10 protein-coding genes are annotated in these 13,613 nt (G+C 62.1%); 6 read left to right on the forward strand and 4 right to left on the reverse strand.

Annotated features, from left to right (window positions below; all coding sequences use genetic code 11):
* Positions 1-510: 510 nt before the first annotated feature.
* A complete protein-coding gene (locus VPH40_RS05765; RefSeq protein ID WP_289910528.1) occupies positions 511-2,778 on the reverse strand; it encodes a carboxy terminal-processing peptidase in 2,268 nt (755 codons plus the stop codon).
* Positions 2,779-3,299: 521 nt separating this feature from the next.
* On the opposite strand from VPH40_RS05765, the gene VPH40_RS05770 reads away from it, so the two are divergent.
* Positions 3,300-5,270: a methyl-accepting chemotaxis protein gene (locus VPH40_RS05770; RefSeq protein WP_328572948.1), complete on the forward strand. Its 1,971-nt coding sequence runs from the start codon at positions 3,300-3,302 to the stop codon at positions 5,268-5,270.
* A 51-nt stretch (positions 5,271-5,321) separates the two neighbouring features.
* Positions 5,322-5,594 (forward strand): putative signal transducing protein, encoded by a 273-nt coding sequence (locus VPH40_RS05775; RefSeq protein ID WP_099667473.1) that lies wholly within the window; start codon positions 5,322-5,324, stop codon positions 5,592-5,594.
* A 126-nt stretch (positions 5,595-5,720) separates the two neighbouring features.
* Here the strand turns inward: VPH40_RS05775 and VPH40_RS05780 are convergent, their stop codons facing one another.
* A complete protein-coding gene (locus VPH40_RS05780) occupies positions 5,721-6,269 on the reverse strand; it encodes a thymidine kinase (RefSeq protein ID WP_099667472.1) in 549 nt (182 codons plus the stop codon).
* A gap of 304 nt (positions 6,270-6,573) precedes the next feature.
* Between VPH40_RS05780 and VPH40_RS05785 the strand changes: the two genes are divergently transcribed.
* Positions 6,574-7,965 carry a pyridoxal-phosphate dependent enzyme gene (locus tag VPH40_RS05785; protein ID WP_442906616.1) on the forward strand — a complete coding sequence of 464 codons (1,392 nt, stop codon included), beginning with the start codon at positions 6,574-6,576 and terminating at the stop codon, positions 7,963-7,965.
* The gene (locus tag VPH40_RS05790; protein ID WP_305052393.1) at positions 7,962-9,143 is read left to right on the forward strand and encodes a trans-sulfuration enzyme family protein; all 1,182 of its coding nucleotides are present in this window, start codon (positions 7,962-7,964) and stop codon (positions 9,141-9,143) included. The genes VPH40_RS05785 and VPH40_RS05790 overlap by 4 nt, the downstream gene beginning before the upstream one ends.
* A 12-nt stretch (positions 9,144-9,155) precedes the next feature.
* On the opposite strand, the gene VPH40_RS05795 is transcribed toward VPH40_RS05790, so the two are convergent.
* Both VPH40_RS05795 and VPH40_RS05800 read right to left on the reverse strand, forming a co-directional pair.
* Positions 9,156-11,354: an acylase gene (locus VPH40_RS05795; protein ID WP_328572949.1), complete on the reverse strand. Its 2,199-nt coding sequence runs from the start codon at positions 11,352-11,354 to the stop codon at positions 9,156-9,158.
* 14 nt (positions 11,355-11,368) lie between these two features.
* The gene (locus VPH40_RS05800) at positions 11,369-12,208 is read right to left on the reverse strand and encodes a hypothetical protein (RefSeq protein WP_328572950.1); all 840 of its coding nucleotides are present in this window, start codon (positions 12,206-12,208) and stop codon (positions 11,369-11,371) included.
* Between the two features lie 227 nt (positions 12,209-12,435).
* Between VPH40_RS05800 and VPH40_RS05805 the strand changes: the two genes are divergently transcribed.
* Together VPH40_RS05805 and VPH40_RS05810 are read left to right on the forward strand one after the other, a co-directional pair.
* On the forward strand, positions 12,436-13,128 hold the full coding sequence (locus VPH40_RS05805) for a hypothetical protein (protein WP_251348258.1): 693 nt from the start codon (positions 12,436-12,438) through the stop codon (positions 13,126-13,128).
* Positions 13,129-13,164: 36 nt separating this feature from the next.
* On the forward strand, positions 13,165-13,611 hold the full coding sequence (locus VPH40_RS05810; RefSeq protein WP_328572951.1) for a DUF2939 domain-containing protein: 447 nt from the start codon (positions 13,165-13,167) through the stop codon (positions 13,609-13,611).
* Positions 13,612-13,613: the final 2 nt, after the last annotated feature.

Raw genomic sequence — 13,613 nt, forward strand, 5'->3', positions numbered from 1 at the left:
CGCTGGCGGCATGACGGAATGAATAAAGAAGGAAAAAGCATGCGGTGCCGGCATCGGGCGCTATGCATCAGGCGCAGGCAGCCATGGGACAGCGCACTGCGTGGCGGATAACGCGCTTTGCTGCCGCGCTAGACCGCGCTGCCATTACAGAAAGCCAAAGAAAATTTCTTTGTGGGAATATAACAAGAATGGAAAATGTATAACGGAGCAAATCTGAGCGATTCCCGACAATTTCAGTCGGGATTGAACGCTTGCAGCGGCATGCGGAGGGCGGACTTGAGGGAACGCGGCGGGCGCCACGCAAAAAGCAAGGCAAAAAAAAGCCCGCTGCGGGAGCGGGCTGAATCTATTTTCTTGGAGGAGAATAGAGGAGACGGGTGCATTATGCTGCGTCGCGGCATATCAATCCAATTGATTGTTGGAATGATAGAAATACGCCAGACAGATAACTGATGGCGCAAAAAAAAAGCCGGCTCCGCAAGGAACCGGCTTCTTACGCGACCACAAGCCTTATTTCGCTGCCGTCACCGGCGTCGCCTTGCCGTCCGCGCCATATGGCAAGACCTTCGACGCCATGCGGCTATCGGCCTTGATCAGCGCAACTTCGTCGGCCAGGATGCGCGCTGCTTCGTTCAACAGCACGTCCTTCGCGCTCTTCGCGGCCGTTTCAGCGTCCAGTTCGGCACTCAGCGCCCGTTCGTCGCCCTGCAAGCCGTCGTCCGTGCGCAAGGCGCCCTTCACGGCGGCGATCTGCTTGGCCGTCTTGTTGGCCGCTTTCGCGCCCTTCAGCACGTCTTTCGGATCCGGAATCACCACCAGGTCGTCGGCAGGGTTCGAAATCTGCGCGATCAGGCGTTTTTCACGGGCCTTGGCGCGCGCTTCCTGGGCATCGCGCTCCTTGCGGCGCACGGTTTCATTGAGCGAAATCTGGTTTTCCTTGCGCTGCTTGACGACGAGGGCTATGTCATCGAGCAAGTACTGGAAATCCTTGTCCTTGGCCACGCGCGCATCATGTTTCTTGTCCAGCAGCGGCACGATCTCCTTCAGGTCGCCCGTCGGTATGTAGGGCGCCGGCTTGATCGCGACCCATGGCAGGGCATTGTCATAGCTCGACTCGCCGAAGTTTTCCGCGTCCGACATGGCTGGCAGCTTGATGTCGGGCGTGACGCCGCGCAACTGCGTGGTGCCGCCATTGATGCGGAAGAACTGGGCGATGGTCATTTTCAGCTCGCCGAAACGGGCTTTCTCGCTGCCGCCGAAACGGTCAAGGTTGAACAAGGTCTGCACCGTGCCCTTGCCGAAGCTGCCTTCGCCGATGATGACGCCACGGCCATAGTCCTGCACGGCGGCGGCGAAAATCTCGGAAGCGGAAGCCGAGCCGCGGTTGATCAGCACGCCCATCGGGCCATCCCAGGCCAGGCCGGCATTCGTATCGCTTTCCACTTCGACCTTGCCTTCGGCATTGCGCTGCATCACGACAGGGCCCTTGTCGATGAACAGGCCCGTCAGTTCAACGGCTTCGTTCAGCGAACCGCCGCCGTTGTTGCGCAAGTCGATCAGGACGTTGTCGACCTTGTCTTTCTTCAACTCGGCCAGCAAGCGGCTGACGTCGCGCGTGGCGCTTTTGAAGTCCTTGTCGCCGCGGCGGCGCGCTTCGAAATCCTGGTAGAACGTCGGCAGGGAAATGACGCCGATGCGGCGCTTGACGCCGTTATCGCGCACTTCGATGATCGATTTCTTCGCCGCCTGCTCTTCCATGCTGATTTTCTTGCGCACCAGCGGCAAGACCACGTGCTTGGCGTCCGGGCCGGCGTCGGCCGGCAGGATGTCGAGGCGCACCACGGAATCCTTGGCGCCGCGGATCAGCTGCACCACGTCGTCGATGCGCATGCCCAGCACTTCGGTGATGGGGCCGCTTTCGCCCTGCCCCACGCCGACGATGCGGTCGCCCACTTTCAGCTTGCCCGACAGGCCGGCCGGGCTGCCCGGCACGACTTCGCGCACCACCGTGTATTCGTCGCGCGTCTGCAGCACGGCGCCGATGCCTTCGAGCGACAGCCGCATGGCGATGTCGAAGTTGTCCGACGCGCGCGGGCCCAGGTAATTGGTATGCGGCTCGATCGACATGGCGTACGAATTCATGAAAATCTGGAACACGTCTTCGCTGTTGAGCTTGCGCGAACGGGTCGTATAGCTTTCATAGCGCTTGTCCAGGGTCTCGCGGATGGCCTTGTCTTCCTTGCCCGCCAGTTTCAGGCGCAGCCAGTCGTTCTTGACGCGCTTGCGCCACAGGTCGCGCACTTCCTCGTCATTCTTCGGCCAGGCAGCCTTTTCGCGGTCGAGCTGGTAGCTCTCGTCGGCCGTGAAGTCGAACTTGGTTTTCAGCAATTCACGCGCATACGCCATGCGCTCGTCGAAACGCTGCTGGTACAGGTTGTAGATGGCAAACGGCGCCGTCAAGTCTTCATTGATGATGGCGTCATCGAGCTTGGTGCGCAGCGGCGCGAAACGGTCGACGTCGGCTTGCACGAAAAACAGTTTTTCCGCGTCCAGGGACTTGAAGTAGCGATCGAAGATTTTCTCCGACATGGCGTCGTCGAGCGGCATGGCCTTGTAATGGACGCGTGTCAATACGCGCGATGCCCACAAGGCGGCCTGCGTTTGCTGGGCCAGCGGCTTCATGGGTAGCGGAGGAGCGGCGCTCTTGTCCGTCTGGGCTGCGCCAGCGTGGGCTGACAGGGCAAGCACCAGGGTGACCAGCATCATTTGCTTCTTCATCGGCTTCTCCGAAAATTAGTTGAATCAATTCCAGGCGGCGCAGATAGGCATGCGCCAGCCAGCAAGACAGTAAGGGGAATACACGACTGGTCTGCATATTATTCTACAGGATACGGCCTGGCAGTCTCCCATGGAATATCAGTTTCTTCCTGGAAGCTTAAACGCGGATTAAAGGCAGCGTGTCATTCATTACAAAGTGAAACATTCGTGACAAAAATCGCATCATCCGCCAGTGACGAACAGAAACATTCATTAATGAAATCAAAAAAGTCAATAGCCAGTCTTTGCAATTCTTGACGCAGATGATGTTTTTACGCAAAAGAAATGATTCCTGCGGGAAACACTTAGTAACAAAACACAAGCAACATGCTATCATCGCGCCCTGAAATTCAGCTTGCCTGTGCGCGGCCCGACAGCCTGCGCGCCTCCGTTTCAAACGCATTCCCCACCAGATCCCCTCCCCGCGTGTCATGTCATGACCAGGAATGGCCGAGCTGATTACCCTTTGCCAGACTCACACTATGCCTACAATTTCCTTCTCCCCCCGCCACTGGAGTGTCGGCGGCAAGATCACCATTTTCACGTTTGCGCTGGTCAGCCTGATCCTCGCCAGCCTGACGGCCTTGACCAGCATCCGCACCTCCAATGCCCTGGAACAGCGCGCCGAAGCGGCCGTCACCAGCGAACTCAATAGCGTCATGACGACCACGGAAGTATTTCATACCGCCATGGTCAACGAGGCGGCCAGCTTCGCGCGTCTGTTCGCTGCCGAATTTCCCGGCCCGTTCACGGTCGACGCGGGTGCGATGGTGGCCGTGGCCGGCAAGGCCACGCCCGCCCTGGCCAACGGCGGCAAGGTGCTCAACCTCGACACGGTCGTGGTCGACCGCTACACGGCGCAAACGGGCGTGATCGCCACCATCTTCGCCGCCAATGGCGATGAATTCGTGCGCATCAGCACCTCGCTGAAAAAGCAGGATGGCGAACGGGCCGTCGGCACGCAGCTCGACCACAACCATCCCAGCTATGCGCCGCTGCGCGCCGGCCAGCGCTTCGTTGGCATGGCAACACTGTTTGGCAAGCAATACATCACGCAATATGACCCCGTGCGCGATGCGGGCGGCAAGGTGGTGGGCGTGCTGTTCATCGGCCTCGATATCAGCAAGAATCTGGCCATGCTGAAAGAGAAGATTCGCCAGGTCAAGATCGGCCAGACGGGCTACATCTATATCGTCGACACGGCGCCCGGCGCCAATTACGGCCACCTGGTGCTGCACCCGAACAGCGAAGGCAAGAGCGCGCTCGAGTTCAAGGCCAGCGACGGCCGATTGTTCATCCAGGACATGCTGGCGCAAAAGGATGGCGCCATGCGCTACACGTGGACGGCGCCGGGCGAAACGAGTGCCAGCGCGCGCGAAAAGCAGCTGTTTTACCGTCAATTCAAGGATTGGCAATGGATCATCGCGGGCGGCACGTTCACGGATGAGATCACCCTGGAAGCGCGCCAGATGCGCAACCAGCTGGCCATTTCCGGCTTCATCGCCCTGCTTGTCTTCGCCCTGCTGCTGTACTGGCTGGTGCGCACCCTCGTGTCGCGCCCGCTGGCCGCCGCCGAAACGGCCGCCGCGCAAATCGCCGCCGGCGACCTGACGGTGCACCTCGATACCAGCAGCCTGGACGAAATCGGCCGCCTGCTGCTCGCCATGAACCGCATCAGCGACAACCTGTCGCAAGTGGTCAGCAATGTACGCGGCAGCGCCGGGCAGATCGCCACGGCGTCCGGTGAAATCGCCAGCGGCAACCTGGATTTGTCGAGCCGCACGGAGCAGCAAGCCAGCTCGCTGGAAGAAACGGCCGCCTCGATGGAAGAACTGAGCTCCACCGTGCGCCAGAACGTTGATCACGCGCAACAGGCAAGCCGGCTGGCGCATGACTCGTCCAGCCTGGCAGCGGCAGGCGGCGCGGCCGTGGCGCAAGTGGCCAGCACCATGGATGCCATCCGCAGCTCGTCGGGCAAGATCGCCGACATCATCGGCGTCATCGACGGCATCGCCTTCCAGACGAATATCCTGGCCTTGAACGCGGCTGTGGAAGCGGCGCGCGCCGGTGAACAGGGACGCGGCTTTGCCGTCGTCGCCACGGAAGTGCGCACCCTGGCGCAGCGCTCGACGGCAGCGGCGAAAGACATCAAGGATTTGATCCAGGCGTCCGCCAGCACGGTGGACCTGGGCCATGCGCAAGTGAGCCAGGCCAGCGCCACCATGGACACGGTGGTGGCCAGCGTGCAGCAAGTGAGCACCATCATGGCCGAAATCGCCCAGGCGAGCGAAGAGCAGCGCAGCGGCATCGAGCAAGTCAACCAGGCCATCGCCCAGATGGACCAGGTGACCCAGCAGAACGCGGCCCTGGTGGAAGAAGCGGCCGCGGCGGCCGACGCCTTGCAGGAGCAGGCGCAGGAACTGAACCAGGTGGTAGGCGTGTTCAAGCTGTAAGGACTGGCCCGGTGCTAAGATGGGGATGAATCTACCTTGCCAGGAGGCACCATGCACGACGACTACGTTTTAATTGCCCGGCTGATGATCCCCACGGATGCGCACGTCATCCGCGGCTGCCTGGCCGCCGCCGGCATCGACGTGCTGCTGACGGATGACCAGCACATGCAGGCCGACATGCTGCTGGCGGCCGCCATCGGCGGCGCCCGCGTGATGGTGCGCGAACACGACGTGGCGCGCGCGAATGACATCCTCGCCGCCTTCGAGCGGGGCGACCTGGCGCTGGCGGATGATGCCGATGTAGGCGCGCCCGTCGCCGAATAAGAACACCTGTCAAAACCTACTGCGCGTCGTAATTTGCGGTCTGCGATGCTCACTGTACCTTCGTACAGTTGCGCTTCTCAACCACAACTTCCTTCCGCTCGCTACGGTTTTGCTAGGCGTTGTAAATCAGGCATAGAAACAGCGTCCGCACGCCTGGCGGTAACTTTCGTTGCCGCCAATACTGATCTGCTCGCCTTCCTTGATGCGGCGGCCCTGCTCATCCACGCGGATGTTCATCGTGGCTTTCTTGCCGCAAGTGCAGATATTCTTCAATTCCTCGATATCGTCGGCCAGCGCCAGCAGATAGGCCGAGCCGGGGAACGGTTCGCCCTTGAAATCCGTGCGCAAGCCGTAGCAGATGACGGGCACGCCCTTCACTTGCGCCAGTTGGTGCAATTGTTGCACTTGTGCCGTGCTGAGAAATTGCGCTTCGTCAACCAGCAGGCAAGCGACCTGGGGAATTGCATCGAGGAAATTCGTATCGGCATGGAAGATGTCGACCTGGCGCTGCGGGCCCAGGCGCGAAGTGACCCTTCCCACGCCGTAGCGGCTGTCGATGGCGGCCGTGTACAGGCGCACCTGCTGGCCCTGCTCTTCATAGTTGTGCGCGACCTGCAACAAGGCCGTCGACTTGCCCGCGTTCATCGCGGAATACCGGAAATAAAGTTTTGCCACTGCCGCCTGCCCTGTTCGTCTGGTTTTCAGGATACTGTTTAGTTCCTTTTCGAGGCGTGATTATAAATCGCAATGGCGGGCTTGCGGCAGCTTAATAGTCGTGCCGTTGGCGCGGCATGCGGGCTGAAAACGGCGCATACTCGAAGCGCGCACGCTGTAGCCGCGCTGCAGCTGATATGCGAAAGCCGCATATGCAAGCATGCAAACATTCGTTCGCCGCACCCGTGCACCCGCCTACACTGCGCGGCACGGAAGGCGGCTCGGGACACAATCCGGAGCGGCTGTTTCTCTGACAGGAGCCACCATGAATGATCGAATGCCATCCCCATCCCGGCCGCCAGCGCTATACAAGCTGATCGGCAACACCCCACTGGTCGAAGTGACCAGGCTCGACACGGGCCTGTGCCAGCTGTTCCTGAAACTGGAATCGCAAAATCCCGGCGGTTCCATCAAGGACCGCATCGGCCTGTCCATCATCGAAGCGGCCGAAGCCGACGGCCGTTTGCAGCCGGGCGGCACCATCGTCGAGGCGACAGCTGGCAACACCGGCATCGGCCTGGCGCTGGTGGGCCGCATCAAGGGCTACCGCGTGATCCTTGTCGTCCCCGACAAGATGTCGACGGAAAAAGTGCTGCACCTGAAAGCCCTGGGCGCCGAAGTGCACACCACGCGCTCGGACGTGGGCAAGGGCCATCCCGAGTACTACCAGGATTACGCGGCGCGCCTGGCGCGCGAACTGCCAGGCGCCTTCTTTGCCGACCAGTTCAACAATCCCGCCAATCCGCTGGCCCACGAAACGACGACGGCGCCCGAAATCTGGGAGCAAAGCGGCCATGACGTGGACGCCATCGTCGTCGGCGTCGGCTCCTCCGGCACCCTGACGGGCCTGACGCGCTACTTCCGCAAGGCGCAGCCGAAGCTGGAATTCGTGCTGGCCGACCCGCAAGGCTCCATCCTCACCGAATACATCGACACGGGCAAGGTGTCGGACACGAGCGGCTCGTGGGCCGTCGAAGGCATCGGCGAAGACTTCATTCCCTCGATTGCCGACATGGCCAGCGTCACCAAGGCCTACACCATCAGCGACCAGGAAAGTTTTGATTCCGCGCGCGCCCTGCTGCTCGCCGAAGGCATTTTAGGGGGCTCGTCAACGGGCACCCTGCTGGCCGCCGCGCTCAAGTACTGCCGCGAACAGACCACGCCCAAACGCGTCGTCACCTTCGTGTGCGACACGGGGACGCGCTATCTGTCGAAGGTCTACAACGACGGCTGGATGCGCGACCAGGGCCTGTTGCAGCGCGCCTTGTCCGGCGACTTGCGCGACCTGATCGGACGCCGCTACGACGAGGGCGACGTGGTCAGCGTGGCGCCGGGCGACACCCTGCTCACGGCTTTCAACCGCATGCGCGCCAGCGACCTGGCGCAGCTGCCCGTCATCGACGGCGGCCAATTGGTCGGCATCCTCGACGAATCGGACTTGCTGCTGCACGTCTCCGGCGACGCCGCGCATTTCGCGGGTCTGGTGGGCGCCACCATGACGACGCAGATCGAAACCCTGGCGCCGTCCAGCGGCTTGCCCGCCCTGCGCGCCACCCTGGACCGGGGCTTGACGGCCGTCGTCGCCGACGACAGCGCCTTCTATGGCCTGATCACCCGCTTCGACCTTCTCAACCACTTACGCAGGACACTATCTTGAGCCAACAAACGCCCCGCAAGAGCCGCCTCGCCACCCGCGTCATCCACGCCGGCCAGTCGCCCGACCCGTCGACGGGCGCCATCATGCCGCCCATTTACGCCACCTCCACCTTCGTGCAGGACAGCCCCGGCGTACATAAAGGCCTGGACTACGGCCGCTCGCACAACCCCACGCGCTGGGCGCTGGAGCGCTGCGTGGCCGACCTGGAAGGCGGCAGTGCGGCCTTCGCCTTCGCCTCGGGCCTGGCCGCCATCTCGTCCGTGCTGGAATTGCTGGACGCGGGCAGCCACATCGTCGCCGGCGACGACATGTACGGCGGCACCTACCGTTTATTCGAGCGCGTGCGCCGCCGCTCGGCCGGTCATGAATTCACGTATGTCGACCTGACGAATCCGGAAAACCTGCTGGCCGCGCTGCGCCCGGAAACGAAGATGGTATGGGTGGAAACGCCCACCAACCCCATGCTGAAACTGGCGGATTTGCGGGCCATTGCCGACATCTGCCGCGAACGGGGCATCCTCGCCGTGGCGGACAACACGTTTGCCAGCCCGCTGGTGCAGCGCCCCCTGGAGCACGGCTTCGATATCGTCGTGCATTCGACCACCAAGTATTTGAACGGCCACTCGGACATCATCGGCGGCATCGCCATCGTCGGCGCGGAAGAACGTCAGGCGGAATGGCGCGAGCAGCTGGGCTTTTTGCAAAACTCCGTGGGCGCGATTGCCGGGCCGTTCGACAGCTTTTTGGCCCTGCGCGGGGTGAAAACCCTGGCCATCCGCATGCAGCGCCATTGCGAAAGCGCCCTGGCCCTGGCGCAGTGGCTGGAACAGCAAAAGGAAGTGCGCAAGGTGTTTTATCCGGGACTGGCCTCGCACCCGCAGCACGCGCTGGCGCGGCGCCAGATGGATGGCTTCGGCGGCATCATCTCGATCGACCTCGATACGGATCTGGCGGGCGCGCGGCGCTTCCTCGAACGCTGCGAGGTGTTCGCCCTGGCCGAAAGCCTGGGCGGCGTGGAAAGCCTGATCGAGCACCCTGCCCTGATGACGCATGCCAGCATCCCGGCCGGGCAGCGGGCCAGGCTGGGCATCGGCGATGGCTTGATCCGCCTGTCGGTGGGGATCGAGGATATCGAGGATTTGCGCCATGACCTGCGCACGGCGCTCGACGCGATTTGATACGCCCGGCAGCTATTTTCCGGGGTGGTACCTGCGCTCCAGGTGCTTCGCCACGTCCTCGGGATAAAACAGCACATCCTTGAATTCGCCGCGCGCATACATGGCCGCCTGGTCCCGGAAGTGGGGCGACTTCGGGTCGCCGCTCTGGCCGCCGGCGAGGATGCTTTTCGCCTTGATGCGGGGGCCGAATTCCACGGCCGCCACAAAGCTGTTGCCCCGCTCGCCGTAAATCCTGCGCGTGGTGCTCTTGCTGCTCTGTCCATACGCGGCCAGCGCCCCCCAGTTGCCCGACGCATAAGGCACGGGCAGGCTGGCTTGCGCATCGTCAAACGGCTGCACGATGTCGCCCGTCAGGCGCTGGAAGCGGTTGATCTCCCCCCACGGCGTTTGCCAGTTGCCGAAATCGCGCTGCAGTTTATCGGCGGCGCTGGCCAATGCCGCCAGCCGCTGCGTCGCCGTGACCTTGTCCGTCGCCAGAAAATCGACGACGGGCACGCCCTGCTCGCGCGCCTGTTTTCCTGCCAGCTCGGCCAGCTCCTGGCCCCAGAACACGGCCAGCGAGGTGGCGGTGGAGTCCAGCGCATAGCGCCAGTCCCAGGCCCGCAGCAAGGCCACCTTGTCGGCCAGCGCCAGCTTGTGCGCGGCGCTCGCCGGCAGCGCATCGTATGCCGCGAACAGGGGCGGCAACAGCGCTTCGAAGGCCGTCAGTTCGCTGTCGTACGAGGCGGCGATCAGCTTGTCGAGCGTGAAATCCTTCTGGTTCTGGAAAACCTTGACGGCATGCAGGCCGCGCGCGTTTTCGCCATACACGGACATGTAGGCGGGATAGTCGCTCTGGCGCGGGCTGTGGGCGCCGGCCGCCGAATACGGCCAGTTGTTCGTATTCTGGATCCAGCCATTCTTCGGATTGAACAGGGTGATGGTTTGCGCCACCGTGTGCAGCCCTTGCCATTCCGTGGCCGGGTCGCTGCCGTCGACGGGCCGCTTCCAGTTGAAGCGCGGGTCGCGCACGGGGATGAAATTGCCGTGAAAGTAAGCGATATTGCCATCCGCATCCGCATACACCGTGTTGTTCGACGAATTCGTGCGCAATTCCATCGTTTGATAAAACGCAGCATAATCGCGCGCCTTGGCGCGCGCGTACGACTGCATCAAAGCCTTCAACGGTTCCTGCATCAGGCGCACGGCCACCCATTTACCATCCTGCGCGCGCACGATGGGGCCGTGGTGGCTGTAGTGGACGGTGATGGTCTTCGATGCCATGCCGCCATCGGCCAGTTTGTAGGGCAAGGTGATGGGCACGGTTTTCAAGGGCCGCAAGCCGCCGTCATAGCGGTAGAACCAGGCGCCGTCCTTGTCGACGATGCTTTCCAGGTATTCGTCGATGACGTCGCCGCCGCCCGAGGTATGCATCCAGCCCAGGCGGTCGTTAAAACCCTGGTAGACGAAGAACTGGCCCCAGGTGACGGCGCCATACGCGTTCAAGCCTTCGTCGCTGGTGACCTGCACTTCGGGACGGAAGTAGAACGAGGTGTGCGGGTTGATCATCAAGAGCGCATGGCCATTTTTGGTGATGGCGGGCGCGATGGCGAAGCCGTTCGAGCCGCTAGGCTCGGAATCCAACCCGGTCTCGATGCTGGCCAGCGCCACGGCGGCAGGACTGGCCTGCTGGCCGTAAAACGCTTCGAGCTGCGCCAGGTTGATCGATTCGATATCGCCGCCGATGCTGCCCTCGCTGAAACTCAAGGCCATCCACGGCTCGAAATGCGCAATCAGCCGCGGTTTGACCTGCGGATGCGTGGCCAGGTAAAAATTCAGGCCATCGGCAAAGGCGTCCATCAACTTGCGCAGCCACGCCGGGCTGGCGCGGTACTGCGCCTGCAGCTCAAGCGGGTCGATGAAGAGCTTCATGCGCAGGTCGCGGTACAGCTCCCGCTCGCCCTCCACTTCCGCCAGGCGCCCCATGGCGTTGATGTAATTGAGTTCCACGCGGGGGAAATCGTCTTCGGCCTGCGCATACATCAGGCCAAACACGGCATCCGCATCCGTCTTTCCCGTCACGTGGGGAATGCCCCACGTATCGCGCGCGATGCTGACATTGGCCGCCTGCGCCTGCCAGCGGGCCATGTCCTTGACAGAAACAGCGGGTGCGGCCAGCACGGGAATACTGGCGACAGCAACTGAGGCAAACAGGGCACTGCTATGTAACATGCCAAAACTCCAGATCAGGATGCGTCAATCAGGGCCGCGATGCGCTGGTTCAACTCCACATTTTCCGCCTGCAGCTGCGCCACCTTCTGTTTCAGGCTGGCGATCTCGCCGCGCAGGCGTTCCGCTTCGGACGGCGCCTGCGAGGCGTTCTCGGCCCACGGCTCGTTGCCCGTTTCCGGCGTATCCTGCGACACGTGGGGCGCCTTCGGCTCGCGCGGCGTGCGCGTGGCGGCGCGCTGTTCGCGGATTTCCTTGGCCGCCTGGCGCAGCAGTTTTTTGCCGCCGGCGACAGCCGCCACCTGTTCTTCCGGCGGCAGGGATGCCACGGTGGCCGCCGCATTGATCGAGATCGTGCCCGAGCGGACGGCTTCCACCAGTTCCGGCGACGCCGCCTTCTGGATCTTCTCGATCTGGCTGATCTGGTTGCTGCTCAATCTCGCCGCCTTGGCCACCTCTTCGCGCGTGCTCATGGGTGCCTTCGGCGCGTTTTCGCCGTCCGGCGCATCCTGGGCGCTGACGGGCGCCGGGCTGCGCGCGGCGACAATTTCCTTCTTGCGCAGGGCCAGCACGCCGCGCTGGAAGTCCGACACGCTGCGGCGCGCCAGGTGATTGTCGATCATCCACAGCATGACGTCGTCGAGCGAGGTAAAGCTGGTGTTCTGGATGGTCTTGAATTCGATGCCGTGCTGGCGGCAGATGGCGTAGCGGTTATGCCCGTCGATCAGCACGTCGTTCCACAGCACCAGCGCATCGCGGCAGCCTTCGGCCAGCAGGCTGCGCTCGAGCGCCGCGTACTCGCTGGCGGTGAGCGGGTCGATATACGACTGCAGCACCTGATTGATAGTGATATTCATGGTTGTCCTCAATATTGCGGCGCGATGGTCCGCGCCGGCACGAATGCTACACCATCCGCCGCCCATGCAGCTGATCGAGGTCCGCCATCGTCCGTCACAATGGAAAAAAGCGCATTTTCCCTTTCTTTCATAGGCAACTGAACTTATCATTTGGCAATATTTAGCTACCCTTCCCCTTAATCGCGCCGGCTTGTGCATGAGCGCGCCCAAGACAAACAAGGAAATCAATGAAAAAGTTATACCGCGTCGCCATCGCTGCGCTGCTACTCAGCGGATGTGCCACCATGGAAGTCCGCGAGACGACCCGCACGATGGAGCGCATCGGCCATGATCCGCAACTGAACATCGTTTCAAAGGTCACTGCTGGTGAAGCACTATTGTCCACCTTCCAGTACACAAGCAAAACGGGGTATCAGATCTACGATGGACGCGCCGTGTCCATCGGCGGAGGACGTGTTGCCGTCATCGAGGGCGACTTCCTGTACCGCGCCGATATTGAAGGCAAGCCCGCTTACTGCACCGAACGCCAGGTCTTCAACATGCTGCTGCCCGGGATGACCAGGAATGCCTGTTTTGCCGACCGCAACAATGATGGCCTGCTGGACCAGGTGATGGTCGCCAGCGATCTGATGTGGTGGCACGAAGATGTCAACCCCGGCATCAAATTCGGCCCGGGAGTGGAAACCGCGCCTATCGACAGGTCCATCAATTCGCAGTTGCTATACCAGGGCTACAGCAATCACACCTTGCGCATTGCCTACAGAGAATATGCAGGCGACCTGGCACGGCCGTCGTTTTCGCAAGACTTGTCGTTTGAGATCACCAGTTTTCCCGCGGAAGTCACCTTCCGGAAAATCCGGATCCAGATACGCAGCGCAGGAAATCAAGGTTTGGAATACCAGATCCTTGGCGGCTATTGACCCCCGCGTGCAAGCTGCGACCCAACGAGCCATAGCATGAAAAGAAAGTACGCCACCGCACTCATTTTTACCGTCGCCGCCATCGGCTTCACCTGGGTCAGCCCCTATATCGCCATGTACCGCATCAGTATCGCGGCGAAATCCGTGCGCCTGGAAAACCTGGCGCAGCAGGCCGACCTGCCCGCCGTGCGCGCCAGCGTGGCGCGCCAGCTGCGGGCGGCCGGCGAAACGACCAATGAGGACGATTTCAAGGAAATGCTCGACACCATCGTCTCGCCGCCCGGCATCACGGTATTGATCCTGCATGGCAAGCACGGGGCGGACGGCAAGCGCCACGACTTCGGCATGGCGTACCGCTCGTGGAACGAAGTGGTGCTGCGGCGCAGCGGCGCCGGACCCGCCGCCAGCCAGTTTTTGCTGCGCCGCCATGGCATCTGGGACTGGAAACTGACGGACATCACCTTGCCGCCGGAATTACTTTAAAG

The organism is Janthinobacterium sp. P210005, assembly GCF_036231865.1.
Taxonomy (GTDB): Bacteria; Pseudomonadota; Gammaproteobacteria; order Burkholderiales; family Burkholderiaceae_D; genus Janthinobacterium; species Janthinobacterium kumbetense.

Excerpts from the sequence above, each read along its gene's own strand:
- VPH40_RS05785 (WP_442906616.1), top strand. The coding sequence starts at position 6,574 with ATGAATGATCGAATGCCATCCCCATCCCGGCCGCCAGCGCTATACAAG.
- VPH40_RS05795 (WP_328572949.1), bottom strand. The coding sequence starts at position 11,354 with ATGTTACATAGCAGTGCCCTGTTTGCCTCAGTTGCTGTCGCCAGTATT.
- VPH40_RS05805 (WP_251348258.1), top strand. The coding sequence starts at position 12,436 with ATGAAAAAGTTATACCGCGTCGCCATCGCTGCGCTGCTACTCAGCGGA.
- VPH40_RS05770 (WP_328572948.1), top strand. The coding sequence starts at position 3,300 with ATGCCTACAATTTCCTTCTCCCCCCGCCACTGGAGTGTCGGCGGCAAG.
- VPH40_RS05810 (WP_328572951.1), top strand. The coding sequence starts at position 13,165 with ATGAAAAGAAAGTACGCCACCGCACTCATTTTTACCGTCGCCGCCATC.
- VPH40_RS05775 (WP_099667473.1), top strand. The coding sequence starts at position 5,322 with ATGCACGACGACTACGTTTTAATTGCCCGGCTGATGATCCCCACGGAT.
- VPH40_RS05800 (WP_328572950.1), bottom strand. The coding sequence starts at position 12,208 with ATGAATATCACTATCAATCAGGTGCTGCAGTCGTATATCGACCCGCTC.
- VPH40_RS05765 (WP_289910528.1), bottom strand. The coding sequence starts at position 2,778 with ATGAAGAAGCAAATGATGCTGGTCACCCTGGTGCTTGCCCTGTCAGCC.